Raw genomic sequence first — 17,960 nt, forward strand, 5'->3', positions numbered from 1 at the left:
CCTTCCAGACAGGGGGTGTCGGCCTCAGCCTGGCACGCTAGTACGGGGCGGTGACAGACGGTTATTCCCCGGGCAGAAACACGTTCCGCACGGGGCCGCCGACCTGACCGAAGACGCACGTGAACTGTCGGGTCCGGGCGGGGCCCGCATCCCTAATTTGGGAGGTGAACAAGGGAGGCACACATGCTGGACCGGTTGAACGAGGCGCTCCAACAGGTCGAGAGGGACCTGGGCGCACCGGTGGACGTGGCCGCGATGGCGCGGACCGCGCTCACCTCCGAGTACCACTTCCGACGGATGTTCTCGGTGCTGTCCGGGATGTCGATCTCGGAGTACGCGCGTCGGCGCCGCCTCACCCTGGCCGGGGCCGAGGTGATCGCGGGCAGGGACACCCTGCTCGACATCGCGGTCCGCTACGGCTACGGGTCCGCCGAGGCCTTCGGTCGGGCCTTCCGCGCCGTGCACGGGATCAGCCCGGGCGAGGCCCGCAGGTCGGGGCCGCGCTCAACTCCCAGTCACGGCTGACCTTCCGCCTCACCATCGAAGGGAACACCACCATGCGCTACCGGATCGTCGAGAAGGACGCGTTCCGCCTCATCGGCCCCAAGGCCCGGGTCCCGCTCGTCCATGAGGGGGTCAACGAACCCATGGTCGAGTTCGTCAAGGGCATCCCGGACTCCGACTACGAGCGGATCGAGGAGCTGTCCGACCAGGAGCCGCACGGCGGCGTGTCGGTCACCGTCACCCACGACCCCGATCGCCGCGAGGGCAGCGAAGTCGACTACTACGTGGCGGCCGCGACCTCCGTGGCCGAGGCCCCCGAGGGGATGGAGGCCCTGGAGGTGCCCGCGGGCACCTGGGTCGTCTTCCCCTTCGAGAAGTACGCCTTCCCCGAGGCCATCCAGCGGATCTGGCTCTACGCCGGTGCGGAGTGGTTCCCGTCCAACCCCGCCTACCAGCACAAGCACGGTCCCGAGCTGCTGAGCGTGGAGTACGACGGTCAGGACCAGAACCTCGCCTCGGGCGAGCTGTGGCTGCCGGTTGAGAAGGCCGTCTAGCCTTCTCCGCCCCACGGCTCGGCCCCTGTCCCTGTGGCTCCTGCCGCGGGCCGCGGGGACTCAGCGGGTGCGGTTTCGGGCCTGTTCCAGGAAGCGGCGCAGGACCTCGTTGAACCGGTCCGGGCGCTCCAGATTGGGCAGGTGCCCCGCTCCCTCGATGATCTCCACGACCGAGTCAGGGACCTGGACGTGCATCAGCTCGGCCCCCTCGGGCGGGGTGAACCCGTCGTGCTGACCCACCACCAGCAGGGTGGGGGCCGAGATGCGTTTGAGCAGCAGGGTGTGGTCGGGGCGTTCGGCCCGGCCCAACTGGGCGGCGGCCGCGCCCTCGGGCGGGGCCGCGTACATCATGGCGCGCACGTGGTCGGCGACGGCGGGCAGCCCCCGCACGTTCTCGGCGGTCATCATGCCGACCAGCATCTCGTCGGTGTAGCCGCGCATGCCCTCCTCGCGCAGGCGGGCGGCCATGCGTTTGCGGGAGAGTCGGCCCTGCTCGGTCTCGGGCATCGGGTTGGTCGCCGCCAGGGTCAGCGAGTCCACCCGGTCGGGGAAGAGCCGGTACAGCTCCAGCGCGACCTGACCGCCCATGGACAGGCCAACCACGTTGACCACGTCCAGCTCCAGGTGGTCCAGGAAGGCGGCGAGGTCGCGGGCGAGGGTGTCCATGGAGGTCACTCCGGGCACGACGGTGCTGCGCCCGTAACCGCGCAGATCCGGCACGATCGTCCGGTAGCCGCGCCCGGCCAATGCCCTGACCTGGGGTTCCCACATGGTTCTGTCGAAGGGGTGACCGTGGATGAACAGGACGGGGCACCCTGCTCCGCGGTCGGTGTAACTGACGCTGATCCCGCGTACGGACGCGAGACCTGGGTCGTCACTGTTCGCGGTGTTCGTCGTCTGAGGTGTCACAACAAACGATGCTATTCAAGGACGCAAGGGGATCAATAGGGGGCACCGAAAAACCGGTCGGGCCGTAGGTGGTCCCTCGTCACCTACGGCCCGTGCACCGTGACCCGCCGTCCTCGGGCACGGTGCCACGCGGCGGACCGGGGGTCCGCCGCGCCCCTGTCGGAGCGTGGAGACTCCGACACCAGTGGAGACGCGTGCCGAGACGACCGGGTTCGGTCCGATCGGCTACAGAACTCGGAAAATTCTCCAGAGAGGTTGCGGAGGGTGACCGTACACGGTGTTATCGAACCCGGTTCAGCCGGTGGTGGGCACGGGTCGGGCGCGCCTGATCCGCGCCATCAGCACGGCGGCCAGCACGTACGGGGCGGCGAACAGCACGAAAGCCATCCCGTGCCCGAGCACCAGGAACACCCCCGCGTACAGCGGGAAGGACACCACGCTCACCGACTCCGCGCCGGCCTCAGCCAGCGAGGTGACGGTGGCCCGGCTGGAACCGGTGATGCTGTCCTGCAGCCGGGCGTCGGCGACCACGTTCATCATCTGGCACACACCGAAGCCGCAGCCGAGCAGTACCCAGCCCAACGGGTTGCCCAGCAGGGCCCCGACGGCGATGGCCGCGGCGGCCAGGGCCAGAAGGGCCCCGAGGGCCCGCGGTGAGAGCCGGGTGGCCGGCCCGGCGAGCAGACCGCCCAGGGTCACGCAGACCCACACGGTGAGCACGACCAGGGGGACGTCCTCGGTGCTGACTCCGGCGGAGGCGGCCAGCAAGGGCACGTACTCCTCCAGCATCCCCCAGAACGCGGTGATGACCACGAGCAGAATGAGTGCGTTGCGCACGGCGCGGCTGCCGCGGGCCTCGGCCAGGCCGAGCCGCATGGTCTGGAGATAGCCGAGGTCTGATCCGCCCCCCTCCTCCGGGCCGCTGCCGCGGTCAGCGGCAGCGGAGCGTCGGGACCGGTGTTCGGGCAGGGCCAGACCGGCCAGCGCGCACAGCAGGCACGCGGCCACGCTGGCCAGGCCGATCGCCGCGTAACCGCCGTGGGCCATCACCGGAACGGCCAGCAGGGTCGCCGCGCCCACGGCGGCCACCCCGAGGGCTCGGGTCACCCCCATCACGCGTGCGTACTGCTGAGCGGCGCCGAGGCGGGAGAGCTCGGTGTAGACGAGCGCTTCGAAGGCACCGGAGACCAGGGCCCCGGCCGTCCCCCACAGCACGAAACCCAGGGCGAACACCCAGTACGACGGGAAGAGCAGCCAGAGCGCGAACCCGGTCCCGGACAGCAGCGGAGCGGCGGACAGCAGGTAGTGCCGGGGCACGATGTCGGCCCAGGCGCCGGCGGGGATCGCCAACAGCACACTGGTCAGCGACCAAAGGACGAAGAGCGAGCTGATCTGGGCCACGGACAGCCCGTGCTCGGTGAAGAGCAAAGCGTACAGGGGGTAGAGGAGGATGAACTCCTCGAGGAGGGCGTAGGCGTAGAGCGGCCAGGTCAGCCTGGACAGACGCGTGTGTGGCTCACGCGTGGACTGGGTGGTCATGGAGGACTTTCGGTCGGACGAACACGGGCACCCGGGGTGGTGGCCACCCGGTGGTGCGCGGGCGTTCGCCTCGGACCGGCCTCGGCCGCGGCCTGGGACTTAATGTCGCTGGTTCATGGCTCCAGGCTAGGTGATGGGGCGGGCTGGCGCGAGAGGGTCGTGGACGAGTCCGGGCGGGCCCCGTCGGCGGTGCCGGGCGCCGGAGCACGGAATCGGTGATGAGGGTTTCGAGGGCGTGGCCCACGGCGGCCTTTTCGGCCTTCGAGGCGGGAAACCGGGATGATCCCCATATTCGGGTCCGAAAGAAACTCCCAGCTCGCAACCCTGAGTCACCTCCTCGTCACTGAAACAGGGGTAATGTTCACCGCGTAGTGGTTGGCGCGTACCTGGTTCCATGACGGGATGGAGCACGGTTGCTCCCGCTCCGGGCAGTCCGGGGCGGTCCTCCACACGAACCCAGGAGACCGTGCATGCCGGGTACACCCGCATCCCCCGCATCCCCCTCAGCTTCCGGACCGTCCGCTTCGTTCGCCTCCGGGCCCGACACCACCCGCCGAGAGGCGCTGGTGGGCGGAGCCGTCACTTTGGGCGCCGCCGCACTGGGTACCACTCTGGGCGCCCCCTCCGCGCTCGCGGCCACCCCGGCCCCTCGAGGCCCCGTGATCTCCGAACCCTTCACCCTGGGCGTCGCCTCCGGCGACCCCCGCCACGACGGCGTCGTGCTCTGGACCCGACTGGCCCCCGACCCGCTCGCCGAGGACGGCCTCGGCGGAATGCCCGACCGCACGGTCGAGGTCGAGTGGCAGGTCTCCCACCGTGAGGACTTCGCCACCATCGCCGCCTCCGGAACCACCGAGACCGGACCCGACCAGGCGCATTCGGTGCACGTGGAACTGGAGCGGCTGCGCCCGCGGGCCGACTACTTCTACCGCTTCCGGGTCGGCAACGAGATCAGCCCGGTCGGCCGTACCAGGACCGCCCCGGTCCCGGGCACCCGACTGGACCGCTTCGCCTTCGCGTTCGCCAGCTGCCAGAGCTACACCCACGGCCACTACACCGCTCAGGCCCGCCTCGCCGAGGAGGACCTGGACCTGGTGGCCTTCCTCGGCGACTACATCTACGAGACCGCCGACCAGGGCAGCATCGGCCGCGGCCACTTCCCCGCGGTGGAGGTCCGCTCCCTGGCCGAGTACCGGCTCCGGCACGCCCAGTACAAGACCGACCACGACCTCCAGGCAGCGCACGCGGCCTTCCCGTGGGCGGTGGTCTTCGACGACCACGAACTGGAGAACAACTGGGCCGACGACACCTCCTATGAGGAGGACGTCCCGCCGGAGGAGTTCCTACTGCGCCGCGAGCACGCGCTCAAGGCCTACTACGAGCACATGCCGCTGCGCGCCGCCCAGCGGCCGGCCGGTCCCGACCTGCACCTGTACCGCAGGCTGACCTTCGGCAACCTGGTCGACATGCACCTGCTGGACACCCGCCAGTACCGGGACGTGCAGGTGGAGGACTCCGAACGCGACGATCCCGAGCGCACCCTGCTCGGCGCCGACCAGCGCAGGTGGCTGTCGCAGAGCCTGGCGGACTCCAGCGCCACCTGGAACGTCCTGGCCCAGCAGGTGTTCTTCTCCCAGCGCGACTTCGCCGAGGGCGATGCCACCAACTTCAGCGACGACGCCTGGGACAACTACAAGGTGGAGCGCGACAGCGTCCGTGACGAGATCGCCAGGGTGTCCAACCCGGTCGTGATCACCGGCGACGTGCACGCCAACTACGTGGTGGACGTCAAGGCCGATTTCGACGACGCGTACTCGGAGACCGTGGCCACCGAGCTCGTGGGCACGTCCTTCACCAGCGGCCGCGACGGGGTGGAGCAGAACCCGGGCGACGCGGTCCAGCTCGCCGAGAACCCGCACATCAAATTCATCAACCGCAACCGGGGCTACGTGCGTAACACGGTGACCCCCACGGAGTGGACCGCCGACTACCGGGTGGTCGACTACGTGAGCGAGCCGGGCGCCCCCATCCGCGATCGCGCACGCTTCGTCATCGGCTCCGGCCAACCGGGCGCGCGCCCACAGGCCTGATGCTCCGGGACGGCCGTCGTCTCCCTTGGCTCCTGGGCACGGGTAGCCGGTCCCAGCCGAGCGAAGGGAACGACGCGTCCGGTCATTCCTCGGGGCTGAGCCAGAGGGCCTCGGCGGCGACCAAGCCCAGGACCTGGTCTCGGGTCTGGCCGCCCTTCTCCGGGTGGACCGAGAGCTGGAGGGAACCGGCGAAGGGCAGCCGCTCCACGACCTCCACGCGCATGCCGATGCCGATGTCGATGTCAGCGAGGTAGCGCAGGAGTTCGGGGTCGGTGTCGTTGACCCGGACGACCACCCCCGAGGTTCCGGCCTCGGCCTCCGAAAGCAGCACGGACTCGCGCTCGACGATGCTGCCCTCACGAGTGGGGATCGGGTCGCCGTGCGGATCCACGACCGGGTCACCCAGGTGGGCGGCGATGCGGTCGACGAACTTGTCCGAAACCACGTGCTCGAGGATTTCGGCCTCGTCGTGCACCTCGTCCCAGGAGTAGCCCAGCTCGGCCACCAGGTAGGTCTCCAGCAGCCGGTGGCGACGCAGCACCGCCAGGGCGGCCTTGGTGCCGGTCTCGGTGAGGCTGACGTTGCCGTAGCGCTGGTGCTCGACGAAACCGAGTTCGTTGAGTTTGCGGAGCATCCCCGAAACCGAGGAGTTGGACACCGACAGCCGCTCAGCCATACCGGAGATCGTCACCGGCCCCGTGCCGCGTTCCTGGAGGTCGTAGATGACCTTCACGTAGTCCTCGGCCGAAGTGGACGGCCGCGCCGGTGTGTTCCCCATGCCCGTAACCGTATCGCGGACGGCTCCGGGGCCACGATTTCCGCACCGTTCCTGTGGATAACCGCCCCGATCGACCGGGGCGGCGAGTCCGGGCTGTCCTCATGCCGCGCAGGGCGGGTTCTGCGGGGCCTGGGGCGGGCGGCCGCGCGAGATGATCCGGGTACCGGCGACACCGATCTCACGGATCCGCGTCCGACCGCAGGCACAACACGGAGGAGCCCGTCCTGCTGGCCCGGCTGGGGCAGGTGCGCGGCCCTCCGTGCGCGGTTCGACGGTGAGGCGGCCGCCCCTTTCCAGCCCGCTTCCGAGGACGACGCGGAGATGCCCGAGTGCCCGCCTCGGATGACCCCCGGCACCTTCGCGGCGGCAGGGCCCGCGGAGTCGCAGATCGGCGGGTTCGTTCTCGCCCTCGCTGACGTGACCGGCACCAGGTACACCGACAACCGGACGAGGGCGAGCGGCTGCCGCGGACGCTCCGGGGCCGACGGGCCCAACCTGCTCTGCGCCGCTTGTGGTGCGGAGGCCGGCACCGAGAGCTCGGACTGCTGGACGGCCCACGAGGTCGTCCTTGAGGCCGCCGCGGTGGAGCCGGGCCGGAGCTGACCGGGCCGAGCCCCGTCTCCATGGGCCCGCCTCGGAGCCCGGCCAGGCCGATAACCAGTCCAGGTGACCACCAAAACGAGCGGTAACGAACGGCGTGATCGCGGGTTCATCCGTGTTCGCGTCGTTTTCCGGGTCCAGGACCGTTGATTGGGAGCACCAAGTTCCGAGAACCCGCCCCATGGCGGATCCCGCACGCCAACACTGGGAGACGGCGACGCGGGAAGGGAGACCATGGGGCACATTCGGGCTCGGTACGTGTTGGCGTTCGACTCCTCGTGCGACAGGTGCGCGGACATCTCCAACGCGGTGGAGGCGGTCTCGGGGGGCAGGCTGGAAACACTTCCGCTCACCCATCCACAGGTGCAGGAGTGGAGGGTCCGGCAGTGGGGGCCCAACGCTCCCTGGGTGCCGACCCTGGTCCGTCACCGAGGCACCGAGGTCCGTTGCTGGCGCGGGGTATCCATGGTCCGCCCGCTCGTGCGGGGGCTGGGCGCCCAGGCGACCCTGCGGGTGGTGGAAGCCCTGGGTGAACTGAGCCGCCAGCGCCGCCGCGCCCCCTGGGAACGGGCACGGGTCACCACGTCCAACCGGCCGGGGAAGGCGTGCCTGCAACGGCTGCGGGAGGGCGGAGCCGCGGTGATGACCCTGGCCCTGGCCGGGCGCACCCCCGAGCTGGCCCGCTCTGACCACGCCCTGGCCCGTGAGTGGGTGGAGGCCCACCGGGACCGCCTGCCGAGGGACTACGACGAGTTCGCGGCCCATCCCCTGGTCCGCCGCCGTCTCGTCTTCGCCGAACTCCCTCCCCGGGCCCGCCGCGACCTGTGGCTGGAACACCTGCGCCGCTACGAGCGGGCCCACCCCCGTCTCAGTCCCGCCCAGCGGGAGGTGGTGGACCTGGCCCGCCGGACCCTGTCCGACATTCTGGTGTTCCGGGACGGCCTGGACCCGGCCCGCGAACGCGAGCTGCGCGGCCTGGCCGTGTCGGCCTTCGGCACGGAGGAGGCTCATGCGCTGCTGGCCACCCTGGGCCCCGACGAACCCGACCCGCACGGCAGCGCCCTGGCGAGGAAGAAGGGGTGCGGCGCCTGGGAGCCGTGCCTGTCCAAGGGCTGCACGGAGGTCCCCTTCACCTGCGGCACCGCCTGGACGTACACCCGGGACGGCATCCGGGCCCGGGCGGAGCCCCGAGCCTGAACCCGGGACCGGGTCGCGGGTGAATCCACCCTGACCAACGAGAGCAGCTGGGACGGTCCGACCGGCCCGGCCCGGTGCGATCGTGGCGGGTCGGGATCAGCGCAGGTGGGCGAGGTCCTCGTCCGCGATGGGGTACGGGGTTTCCTCGGGCAGCAGTGCGGCCGCTACCTCCAGGTCACCCTGGCGCACCAGCTCGTGCACCCGGTGGGCCAGCGGGGTGACGTCGGTGATGGACACCGTCCACTCGTCGGCGTAGCGGCGTGAGGCCTCCCCGGACAGGCCCAGCTGGAGTGAGCGGTGCTCCAGAGGGTTCAGACGCAGGTCGCGTTCGGGGTCCCACTGCACCCGGGCGGGGGCCGCGTGCAGCTCGCGCTTCCAGGTGTCGTGGTCGGCGTGCACGTCCCGTCTGTAGTGCGAGAGCGCCGAGTTCCGCAGCGCCCACCCGAATCCCTCACGGGTGATCTCCACGGCCAGGACGGTCTCCTGGTCCTGTTTCTGTCCCCAGCCGCACCGATACATCATCCACAGGAATGACGGCTTGATCCAGGTCATGCGCTCGCGCTTCCACGAGGCCGGGAAGCGGCCCTGGCGTGCGGCGCTCACCCCGATGGCGGGGGCGTAGGCCTGGTAGACGGTCACCGTGGCGTCGGTGTACCGGGCCCGGATCTGGAACGGGGGGATGCTCATGGGGCACCAGGGTGCCGCTGGCCAGCAGCCGGTGCAACCGGTTTCCGCTGGCCAGCGGAGACCGCACAGCGGTCAGTGCAGCTGGTTCAGCCCAGGAGCCCGAGCAGTTCCCGCGCCAGCGGGGCGGAGGAGGCCGGGTTCTGGCCGGTGACCAGGTTGCGGTCCACCACGACCTTCGGAGCCCAGGGCTCGCCCTCCTGGAAGTCCACCCCGGCCTCGACCAGGCGGTCCTGGAGCAGCCACTTGGCCTTGTCGGCCAGACCGGCCTGGGTCTCCTCCTCGTTGGTGAAGGCCGAGACCCGGTAACCGGCGAACACGTTGGTGCCGTCGGAGCGCTCGGCGGCCAGGAGCGCGGCCGGGGCGTGGCAGACCACGCCGAGCGGCTTACCCGAGTCCAGGGTGGCGGTGAGCAGGTCTCCGGAGTCGGTGTTCACGGCCAGGTCCTCCATGGGGCCGTGACCGCCCGGGTAGAAGACAGCGGCGTAGTCGCCGAGGTCGACGTCCTCCAGCTTGACGGGCGAGCGGAGTTCGGTGAAGGAGTCCAGCCCGGCGGCGATGCGGTCGGCGTTCTCCTGGCCGCCATTGGCGGCCGCGGCCAGGCTGCCCTGGTCGACGGGGGGAACGACTCCGCCCGGGGTGGCGACGACGATCTCGTGCCCCGCCTCCTTGAAGGCCTCGTAGGGCGCGACGGCCTCCTCGGCCCAGAAACCGGTGGGGTGCTGGGTGCCGTCGGCCAGGGTCCAGAAATCGGCGCCGGTCATCACGAAAAGAATCTTGGACATGCCGTGTCGCTCCGAGGTCGTACGGGCGCTGTGCCCGGATGATGGTGGTCCTCACCGGCTCCGACGGGCTGCTTCCACCAGGTTCTCACCCCGGTCCGCAACGTCAGAGCGGCGATAACCCCGAAGTTAGTTGCTTGTGCAATAACTTTCCAATGTCATTTCCAATGTCTGTCATCAAAATATTGATGACTCGGCCGGAAGGCGCTCCAACCTCAGGAAACGCTGACCGCCGCCCCCCGGAACGTGCGCCGGTAAGTGATCGGAGACACGCCGATCGCGGCCCGCAGGTGTTGCCGCAGCGACGTCCCGGTGGCGAACCCGACCTGCCCGGCGATCTCGTCCACCGGCAGGTCGGTGGATTCCAACAGGTGCCGGGCCCGCAGGACGCGCTGCTGGATCAGCCACCGCCCCGGGCTCACCCCCACCTCGTCGTTGAACCTGCGGATGAAGGTGCGCAGGCTCATGTGCGCGTGTTCGGCCAGGTCGTTGAGGGTGATTGGCTCGCTGAGGCGTTCCATGGCCCAGGCCCGGGCCGCCGCGGTGCCCTCCCGCCCCTCCTGCGGCACGGGCTGCTCGATGTACTGGGCCTGACCGCCGTCGCGCCAGGGCGGTACCACGCAGATCCGCGCCACCCGGTTGGCGAGCTCGCTGCCGTGGTCGGAGCGGACCAGGTGCAGGCACACGTCCACCCCCGAGGCCGCGCCGGCCGAGGTCAGCAGGTCACCGTCGTCCACGAACAGCACGTCGGGGTCCAGGTCCACCTTCGGGAACCAGGACCGGAAGACCTCGGTGAGCGACCAGTGGGTGGTGGCCGGGCGCCCGTCGAGCCACCCGGCTGCGGCCAGGACGAACGCACCCGTGCAGATGGACACCACACGCGTGCCGGAACGGATCGTGTCCAGGGCGGCGGACAGCTCAGGGCTCAGATCGCGGCTGAGCCGGTCCATGTCGAAAGGCGGGATCACCACGGTGTCGGCACCGGCCAGGACTTCGGGACCGTGCTCCACAGTGATACCGAAGTCCGTGTTGGTGGGGACCTGGGTGTCGCCGACCCCGCAGGTCACCAACTCGTAGCGGCCCTCGGCCGCGCCCAACACCCGGTTGGGGATGCCCAGCTCGAAGGGATAGACGCCGGGCAGGGCCAGGACGACCACGCGGTGCGGAACACTCATGGCATGATCCTATCCAAAGATGACAATCATGCCATGGTGTGTCGGGGGTGCCATCGGCCAGGCTGAACCCATGAGCGACGACACCGGCGCCACCATGCGCGCCATCAGCCAGAACACCCACGGCGGCCCCGAGGTCCTGCAGGAGGTCCGCGCCCCCCGGCCCGCGCCCGGGCCCAGCGAGATCCTGGTCGCGGTCCGCGCCGCCGGGATCAACCCGACCGACTGGAAACACCGCTCGGCCGGTCTCTTCCTCAACCGGCTCCCCCTCGTGCTCGGATGGGACGTCTCCGGAGTGGTGGTGGCCGTCGGCTTCGGCGTGACCCTCTTCCAGCCCGGCGATGAGGTGTTCGGAATGCTGCCCTACCCGCACGGGGTGGGATCGCACGCCGAGTACGTGGTCGGCCCGACGCGGGCCTTCGCCCGCAAGCCCGCCGGGATCGACCACGTCCAGGCCGGAGCACTGCCGCTGGCCGCTCTGACCGCCTACCAGGCTCTCGTGGACACCGCCGAAATCCGCGCCGATCAGCGGGTCCTGGTGCACGCGGCCGCCGGCGGGGTCGGTCATCTGGCGGTCCAGATCGCCAAGGCCCACGGAGCGCACGTCATCGGCACCGCGAGCGCGCCCAAGCACGAATTCCTGCGGGAGCTGGGCGCGGACGAGGTGATCGACTACCGCGAGGTGGACTTCACCGAGGCCACCGGGGACATCGACGTGGTCCTGGATCCGCTGGCAGGCGAGGTCGCGGCCCGTTCTCTGGAGGTGCTGCGCCCGGGCGGGACCCTGGTCTCCCTGCTGCCGCTGCACGGCGAGGTCGTCGAGCAGGCTTCCCAGCGCGGAATCCGGGCCACACCGATGCTGGTGGAGGCCGACCACGCCGGGATGAACGCGATCGCCGAAATGGTCGAGAAGGGGGCCCTCAGGGCCCACGTGGAGGCGACCTTCCCGCTGGCCGAGGCGGCCGGGGCCCACGCCCTGGGCGAGACGGGCCGCACGACCGGCAAGATCGTCCTGACGGTGGCGGGCCCCGAGGCGTAGTTTTCGGTCATCAACGCCAATCAGCAACCGTTCCGTGCCCGCCCCGAAGCGCCCCGGGGCGGGCACGGGCGGCTAGCTCCGAGGGCCGTCCTCGGCCATCGCCGCCACCACGGCGGGGGCGCTGACACGCGGCACGTGACCGAATACGTGCGCTTCCAGAGCGTGGTGCCCAACCGCCGTGGCCGGTTTCCGGGGGTGTTCGCCCTCGCGAACGGGCTGGCCCGAACGGGTCTTCTGACTCAGCAGGACGCCACCTGGCACCGCGCGGCCAACGATCGCGGAAACGCGATGCACACCGATCCGATGACGGTCACCCCCGACTGCTACGACCCCGTCCTGCATCCTGGCGCCCGGGCCTGGTTCCGGGCCTCCGCTACGGAGCTCCTGGACATGGCCAAGGACTATCTTGACCTGCTCGATCGCTACGGCGTCGGATGGGTGGAGCTGCGAACCGCCTCGCCGGGGCGGATCACCTACGAGGACGCCGTCCAGTGCATCGCCGTGCCCCAGACCTTCGCCGAGGACTGGCCCTGGCCCCGGGCGGACTGAGCGGGGCTCATTCGCGTCGGCGCAGGTAGGAGTCCAGTTCGGCGGCTCCGGTGAGCATCGCCCGGCCGCGGGCGGACAGGCGGCTGCGCCAGTCGGCCAGAGCGGTCTCCAGCGGCTGCAGGCCGCCCGCGCTCCGGACCTGGGTGATCAGCGGCGCGATCTGGTCCAGCAGGTAGCCGCCGCGTCGGAGCTGGTGGGCCAGGCGGGCGTCCCGGACGTCGGCCTCGTCGTAGACGCGGTACCCCGTCTGCGGATCGCGGCGCGGCGAGACCAGACCAGCACGCTCCCACTTGCGCAGGGTGGCGGGCCGGATCCCGAGCTGATGGGCGAGCGGCCCGATGAAGGTGTGCCCCGACCCCCCACCAGGATCAGCTTCCACGGCGGGATCCAGGTCGTGCAGGGCGCTCTCCACGGACTGGAGGGTTCGCCGGTCTTCGAGGAGCTGGGCGTGGCTCTCGTCGATGAGCCGGAACGACGCGTCGACCGCGCCCCGGTTCACCGAACGCAGGATCGACGCAGCCGTCGCGTGGCCGTGGCCCGGGACCAGGGCGAGGAAGGCGCCCAGCGCCGCCGCGTGCAGCGGAGTGTAGACGCGGTAACCGTGCGGGGTGCGCTCGGCCTCAGGGAGGATTCCGTCCTCCTCGTAGTTGCGGACCGCTTGGGTGGACAGACCGTGCCCGCGCGCCAGGTCGATCGGCCGCAGGCGTACCCCGCTTTGAAGCTTTTTCACCATGCACAGGACACTATCGCTCGCAAGTCTCAACCGAGGGTTCAGCGATACCGTCGAAGGTATGGATACTGACATCACGGACAGCACCCATGCCTTCGTATCCGGCTCCGTCCGGGGGCTCCTCGCGAACCGGCCCCGGATCCTCGCCCTGGGCGAGCCCACTCACGGCGAGGACACCCTTCGCCAGGTCCGCAACGAGCTCTTCCAGCAGCTCGTCGAACAGGAGGACTACCGCACGATCGCGATCGAAAGCGACTGCCTGATGGGTCTGGTCGTGGACGAGTACGTCACCTCGGGCGCGGGCACTCTCGACGAGGTCATGGAGCGCGGGTTCAGTCACGACCTCGGCGCCTCCAGCGCCAACCGCGACCTCGTGCGCTGGATGCGCTCCTACAACGAGAACCGTCCGGCGTCCGAGCGGGTCCGCTTCGCCGGTTTCGACGGGCCGCTGGAGATCACCGGCCCCGCCAGCCCCCGACAGGCGCTCAGCGCGGTCCACGACCACCTCTCGGCCCACGTGGACGCGGACCTGCTCCCCTGCACCGCACCGGAACTCGACGACCTGATCGGGGCGGACCAGCTCTGGACCCACCCCGACGCGATGACGGATCCCTCCCGGTCCGTGGGGCAGTCCGCCGAGGCCGCCCAGCTACGGCTGATCGCCGACGACCTGGCGGCGCTGCTCGAGGAGCAGACCCCGCTCCTGCTCGCGGCGACCTCGAGGGAGGACCTCGACCGAGCCCGCATGTACGGACGAACCGCCGTCGACCTGCTCCGCTACCACCACTGGCTGGCCGACACCTCACCCGCCCGGATGAACCGGCTGCTGAGCGTGCGGGACCGGATGATGTCCGAGAACCTTCTCTCCCTCGCCGAACGCGGGCCGGTGCTGGCCCACGCCCACAACGCCCACTTCCAGCGGGAGCAGAGCTCCATGCGGATGTGGCAGGGGACGGCGGACTGGTGGAGCGCCGGTGCGCTGGTCAGCACCCGCCTCGACGAGGAGTACGCCTTCATCGCGACGGCCCTGGGCACCATCCGGCACCGGGGGGTGGACGCTCCGCCCCCCAACAGCCTCGAAGGCCTCCTGTACGCGCTCCCCGAGGGCCGGTGCGTCGTCGACGCCCGACGTCTGGCCGCCACCCTCGGGGACACGCGCCCCGAGCCCCGCGTGTCCCCGTGGTTCGGCTATGCCCCCTTCGACCCGGCCCACCTGGCCGACAGCGACGGCATCGTGTTCATCAAGGACACCATCGAGAGCTGACCCCGCAGGTCAAACGTGCGCGGGGAAGGAAAAGCCCGCCGGACGGCGATCCGACCAGGGACTGGCCTCCTCCAACTGGGCGGCCAGACGCAACAGCAAGCCCTCTCCTGCCGAAGCCGCGATGAACTGCACGCCCAGCGGCAGTCCGGACTGCGTCCAGTGCAGCGGAACCGACATCGCGGGAGTGCCGGTGAGGTTCGCCATCAGCGTGAACGGGGTCGCGGCGAGGTTGTTCATGACCTCCGTGGTGACCAGATTGGTCACGGTGACCACCCGCTCGGTTCCGGTGCGCACCAGCAGGCGCTCGGCCTTGCGCAGCCACGGCGGCGGGTCCAGCCGGCCGATGGTCACCGGCGGGCCCGCGATGGTCGGGGTGAGCAGCAGGTCGTACTGGGCGTGGAACTCGGCCAACGCCAGAACGTGGTCGTTCCACCGGTCGTTGCCCCGCACGTAGTCGGCGGCCGTACGGCTCCGGCCCATGGCGGCCAGCATCAGGGTGTCGGGCTCGAAGTCGGCGTCCGAGCAGCCGGTGTCGGCCTTGATCCCGTCCACCAGTGCGGCCATCGACCCGTACCAGAGGTTCAGGAAGTCCTCGGTGAGCGCCCGGCCGTCGATGGCTGGCTCGGCCTCCACCACCTCGTGGCCCAGCTCTTCCAGCAGAGCCGCGGCCCCACGCACCGCCCGAACCGCCTCGGGGTGCACTCGCGTGCCCAGCGGCGAGTACTCGGTGAATCCGATCCGCAACCGCCCCGGGGCCCGACCGACCTCCTCGGTGTAGGGGCGCTCCGGCGGCGCGATCGGATACGGCGACGTCGGCTCCGGTCCCGCCATCGCCTCCAACAAAGCCGCGCTGTCGCGCACCGTGCGTGTGATGACCCCGTTCACCGAGGCACCGTGCATGGGCTCGCCCCAGTTGGGCCCGAACGGAACCCGTCCGCGTCCGGGCTTGAGCCCGAACAGCCCGCAGCAAGCCGCAGGAATCCGAATCGAACCGCCACCGTCGTTGGCCCCCGCAGCCGGAACGATTCCCGCGGCCACAGCGGCAGCCGATCCACCCGAGGAGCCCCCGGGCGTGTGCCCCAGGTTCCAGGGGTTGCGAGCGGGTCCGAACTCGTCGGACTCGGTGACCGCCTTGGCCCCGAACTCGGGAGTGTTCGTCTTCCCGAAGGGCACCAGCCCCGCCGCAAGCCACCGGTTCACCACCTCGGCGTTACGCCGCACCGGAACATGCCGCAGCGCCCGGTTTCCCGCCGACGTGGCAAACCCTGCGTAGTCCTGGAAGAGGTCCTTGAGCAGAAAGGGGACCCCGCCCAGCGGCCCCTCCGGAGAGGTCGCGGCCACCCGGCGCCCCTCCTCGTACATCGGCAGGATGATCGCGTTGAGCTCGGGATTCACCTGCGCGGCCCGTTGGATCGCGGCCTCCAGGAGTTCGGCGGAGGTGACCTCCTCGCATCGCACCAGCTCGGCAAGTCCGACAGCGTCGTGTCTGAGGTACTCGTCAACTCGCATGACCGGAACCTAGCACCGAAATGGAACCGGTTCTATTTTTTCGGTGTGGGGTGCGGACAGCGACACCCCAGCCCCGAGCCGTCCGCCCGAGGCGCCCAGCCCGGGTTCCGCCTCCTGGAGGGGCCTCCCCGTTCGCACTAGCTTGGCGTTTAACCTCGAGCCCGTGACCGGATACCGTCCCGGTCACGGGCTTCGTTGTTTCCCGGACAGCACAACGGCCTTCGCGTGATCATGTGCTTCAACCACGAACACACCTGATCACAACGAAGGCCGTCACCATGAGTCTGCTGCACCAGCACACCCCTGTCGAGCCACTGTCGACATTGGCCCGATTCCGCTCCCAGTTCCACGCCTGCCTGACCACACGTGCTGACGCCCTCTTCGAGGTCTGCGAAGCCCTGGTCAGCACCCCGACCCCCGTGCGCCACCTGGCACAACTCTCCCTGGAGCCCGAACACCACCGCGGCCACGGCTCGGCCTACGCCGCCCTGGCCCACGGAAGCATCGACACCACCCAACTGCGATCGATCCTGGCCTCGCTGCCCCTGCCCCGCTTCCACGGGCGCATCGTGTTGGCCTGCGATGTCTCCCCCTGGCTGCGCCCGGACGCCTGGACCAGCCCTGACCGGGCCTGGTGCCACACCTACGGGCGCGGCACCGGCCAGGCCGAGATGGTCCCGGGCTGGCCCTACTCCATGATCGTCGCACTGGAAGAGGGCTCCACCTCCTGGACCGCGCCCCTGGACCTGCGCCGCCTGCACAGTGACGAGGACCCCACCACCGTCACCGCCCACCAAGTCCGCCAGCTGATCGCCCGATTGATCAGGGCTGAACACCACCAGCAGGGCGATCCCGACATTGTGGTGGTGGTTGACGCGGGCTATGACAGTCCTCGTCTGGCCTATCTGCTCGCTGATCTGCCCGTTCAGGTGGTGGGCCGGTTGCCCTCCAACCGGGTGCTCTACGGCCCAGCCGAGCACCGACCGATCTCAGCCAACGGGCGCCCGCCCAAACACGGGGCTGCCCTACGGATGGCCGCCCCCGATACCTGGCCCGAGCCGGAGACGGTGACCACCGCTGCCACCCGCCGCTACGGCAGTGCCACCGCGCGCTCCTGGGATCGGATGCATCCCCGGCTGACCCACCGCTCAGCCTGGGCCGAGCACCCCGGTGAGCTACCGGTGATCGAGGGCACCCTGGTGTTGTTGCAGGTGCAGGCTTTGCCCTCGCGGCGCGATCCCAAACCGTTGTGGTTGTGGTCCTCAGCCACCGGCATGCGCTCAGAGCAGGTCAGTCAGATGTGGTGGGCTTATTTGCGCCGGTTCGACATCGAGCACACCTTCCGCTTCCTCAAACAGTCGTTGGGGTGGAACGCACCCCGGCTACGGGACCCGCGATCGGCGGACCGGTGGTCCTGGCTGGTCGTGGTGGCCTATACCCAGCTACGTCTGGCCCGGTTGTTGGCGCGTCAGGTCAGATTGCCCTGGCATCGGCTGGTGGAAGCGGACCGGATGAGTCCGGCGCGGGTGCGTCGGGGGTTTCGGTACATTCGCGCTGACCTGCCGGTGTGTGTGGGTGCACCGAAATCCTGCGGGCCTGGTCCGGGGCGTCCGGTGGGGAGCCAGAACAAGCGTCCAGCTCCCCGATACGGGGTTCCCAAGAAGAACAAAACGGGCACTACGGGGCACCCCGGAGCCAAGCAAGCAGGTTAAACGCCAAGCTAGCCGGTGTCCAAGGAACGCAGCGACTCCTCCCAGCGGTGGCGGCGCTCGTGGATACGCATCTCCCACCAGGGGGAACCCCTCTCCCCCAGCCCTTCCTTGGCCAGCTGCACCCGGCCCCTGGCGCGTTGCTCGGCCTCAGGGTCCTGGGCGCGCAGCGCGGAGCCGACGTCCCGGCGAGCCGACATCAGATGGGCGACCAGGCGCTCGCGGATCCCATCGGGCAGCTCCGGATCGCTGGCACGCCAGCGCCGTCCGCGGATCACGACGTGGTGGCCCTCAGCCGTACGTTCGGGGTCCGTCATGTCCGGGTCCTTCCCCGCCTCGCGGGCACACACA

At 70.2% G+C, this 17,960-nt stretch carries 16 protein-coding genes and 1 pseudogene; 8 read left to right on the top strand and 9 right to left on the bottom strand.

The features are described 5' to 3' along the window. The first annotated feature begins 183 nt into the window (after positions 1–183). A pseudogene (locus HNR07_RS07035) lies at positions 184–1,058 on the top strand (AraC family transcriptional regulator). Positions 1,059–1,118: 60 nt separating this feature from the next. Here HNR07_RS07035 and HNR07_RS07040 read toward each other — a convergent pair. Further along, the gene (locus HNR07_RS07040; RefSeq protein WP_184363494.1) at positions 1,119–1,967 is read right to left on the bottom strand and encodes an alpha/beta fold hydrolase; all 849 of its coding nucleotides are present in this window, start codon (positions 1,965–1,967) and stop codon (positions 1,119–1,121) included. A gap of 294 nt (positions 1,968–2,261) precedes the next feature. Next, entirely contained in the window at positions 2,262–3,506 is a 1,245-nt protein-coding gene (locus HNR07_RS07045; protein WP_184363497.1) for an MFS transporter, read from the bottom strand. Between the two features lie 470 nt (positions 3,507–3,976). Here HNR07_RS07045 and HNR07_RS07050 point away from each other — a divergent pair, with 470 nt between their 5' ends. Beyond that, the gene (locus tag HNR07_RS07050; protein ID WP_184363500.1) at positions 3,977–5,596 is read left to right on the top strand and encodes an alkaline phosphatase D family protein; all 1,620 of its coding nucleotides are present in this window, start codon (positions 3,977–3,979) and stop codon (positions 5,594–5,596) included. 82 nt (positions 5,597–5,678) lie between these two features. Here HNR07_RS07050 and HNR07_RS07055 read toward each other — a convergent pair whose 3' ends face one another. Further along, positions 5,679–6,374 carry a metal-dependent transcriptional regulator gene (locus tag HNR07_RS07055; protein WP_026116463.1) on the bottom strand — a complete coding sequence of 232 codons (696 nt, stop codon included), beginning with the start codon at positions 6,372–6,374 and terminating at the stop codon, positions 5,679–5,681. Positions 6,375–6,695: 321 nt separating this feature from the next. On the opposite strand from HNR07_RS07055, the gene HNR07_RS07060 reads away from it, so the two are divergent. Together HNR07_RS07060 and HNR07_RS35495 are read left to right on the top strand one after the other, a co-directional pair. After that, a complete protein-coding gene (locus tag HNR07_RS07060; protein ID WP_184363503.1) occupies positions 6,696–6,977 on the top strand; it encodes a hypothetical protein in 282 nt (93 codons plus the stop codon). A 231-nt stretch (positions 6,978–7,208) separates the two neighbouring features. After that, the gene (locus HNR07_RS35495) at positions 7,209–8,171 is read left to right on the top strand and encodes a bacteriocin fulvocin C-related protein (protein WP_184363506.1); all 963 of its coding nucleotides are present in this window, start codon (positions 7,209–7,211) and stop codon (positions 8,169–8,171) included. Positions 8,172–8,267: 96 nt separating this feature from the next. Here the strand turns inward: HNR07_RS35495 and HNR07_RS07070 are convergent, their stop codons facing one another. The 3 genes from HNR07_RS07070 to HNR07_RS07080 all read right to left on the bottom strand — a co-directional run bounded on the left by HNR07_RS07070 (position 8,268) and on the right by HNR07_RS07080 (position 10,812). Continuing rightward, complete coding sequence (locus HNR07_RS07070; protein WP_184363509.1) at positions 8,268–8,858, bottom strand: DUF4291 domain-containing protein; 591 nt, start codon at positions 8,856–8,858, stop codon at positions 8,268–8,270. Positions 8,859–8,944: 86 nt separating this feature from the next. Next, entirely contained in the window at positions 8,945–9,640 is a 696-nt protein-coding gene (locus tag HNR07_RS07075; protein WP_184363511.1) for a type 1 glutamine amidotransferase domain-containing protein, read from the bottom strand. 212 nt (positions 9,641–9,852) lie between these two features. Next, entirely contained in the window at positions 9,853–10,812 is a 960-nt protein-coding gene (locus tag HNR07_RS07080; RefSeq protein ID WP_184363513.1) for a GlxA family transcriptional regulator, read from the bottom strand. A gap of 70 nt (positions 10,813–10,882) precedes the next feature. Between HNR07_RS07080 and HNR07_RS07085 the strand changes: the two genes are divergently transcribed. Continuing rightward, positions 10,883–11,848: an NADP-dependent oxidoreductase gene (locus HNR07_RS07085; RefSeq protein ID WP_221318742.1), complete on the top strand. Its 966-nt coding sequence runs from the start codon at positions 10,883–10,885 to the stop codon at positions 11,846–11,848. 135 nt (positions 11,849–11,983) lie between these two features. Further along, positions 11,984–12,397, top strand: coding sequence for a hypothetical protein (locus HNR07_RS07090; RefSeq protein ID WP_184363516.1), 414 nt, complete (start codon positions 11,984–11,986; stop codon positions 12,395–12,397). 7 nt (positions 12,398–12,404) lie between these two features. Here HNR07_RS07090 and HNR07_RS07095 read toward each other — a convergent pair whose 3' ends face one another. Beyond that, positions 12,405–13,130 carry a TioE family transcriptional regulator gene (locus tag HNR07_RS07095; RefSeq protein WP_184363519.1) on the bottom strand — a complete coding sequence of 242 codons (726 nt, stop codon included), beginning with the start codon at positions 13,128–13,130 and terminating at the stop codon, positions 12,405–12,407. 58 nt (positions 13,131–13,188) lie between these two features. Here HNR07_RS07095 and HNR07_RS07100 point away from each other — a divergent pair, with 58 nt between their 5' ends. Beyond that, a complete protein-coding gene (locus tag HNR07_RS07100; protein ID WP_184363522.1) occupies positions 13,189–14,391 on the top strand; it encodes an erythromycin esterase family protein in 1,203 nt (400 codons plus the stop codon). A gap of 9 nt (positions 14,392–14,400) precedes the next feature. Here the strand turns inward: HNR07_RS07100 and HNR07_RS07105 are convergent, their stop codons facing one another. Further along, the gene (locus HNR07_RS07105) at positions 14,401–15,900 is read right to left on the bottom strand and encodes an amidase (RefSeq protein ID WP_184363525.1); all 1,500 of its coding nucleotides are present in this window, start codon (positions 15,898–15,900) and stop codon (positions 14,401–14,403) included. Between the two features lie 278 nt (positions 15,901–16,178). On the opposite strand from HNR07_RS07105, the gene HNR07_RS07110 reads away from it, so the two are divergent. Next, the gene (locus tag HNR07_RS07110) at positions 16,179–17,612 is read left to right on the top strand and encodes an NF041680 family putative transposase (protein WP_184360963.1); all 1,434 of its coding nucleotides are present in this window, start codon (positions 16,179–16,181) and stop codon (positions 17,610–17,612) included. Between the two features lie 8 nt (positions 17,613–17,620). Here the strand turns inward: HNR07_RS07110 and HNR07_RS07115 are convergent, their stop codons facing one another. Then, the gene (locus tag HNR07_RS07115; protein WP_184363528.1) at positions 17,621–17,926 is read right to left on the bottom strand and encodes a hypothetical protein; all 306 of its coding nucleotides are present in this window, start codon (positions 17,924–17,926) and stop codon (positions 17,621–17,623) included. Positions 17,927–17,960: the final 34 nt, after the last annotated feature.

This window comes from Nocardiopsis metallicus (genome assembly GCF_014201115.1).
GTDB lineage: Bacteria > Actinomycetota > Actinomycetes > Streptosporangiales > Streptosporangiaceae > Nocardiopsis > Nocardiopsis metallicus.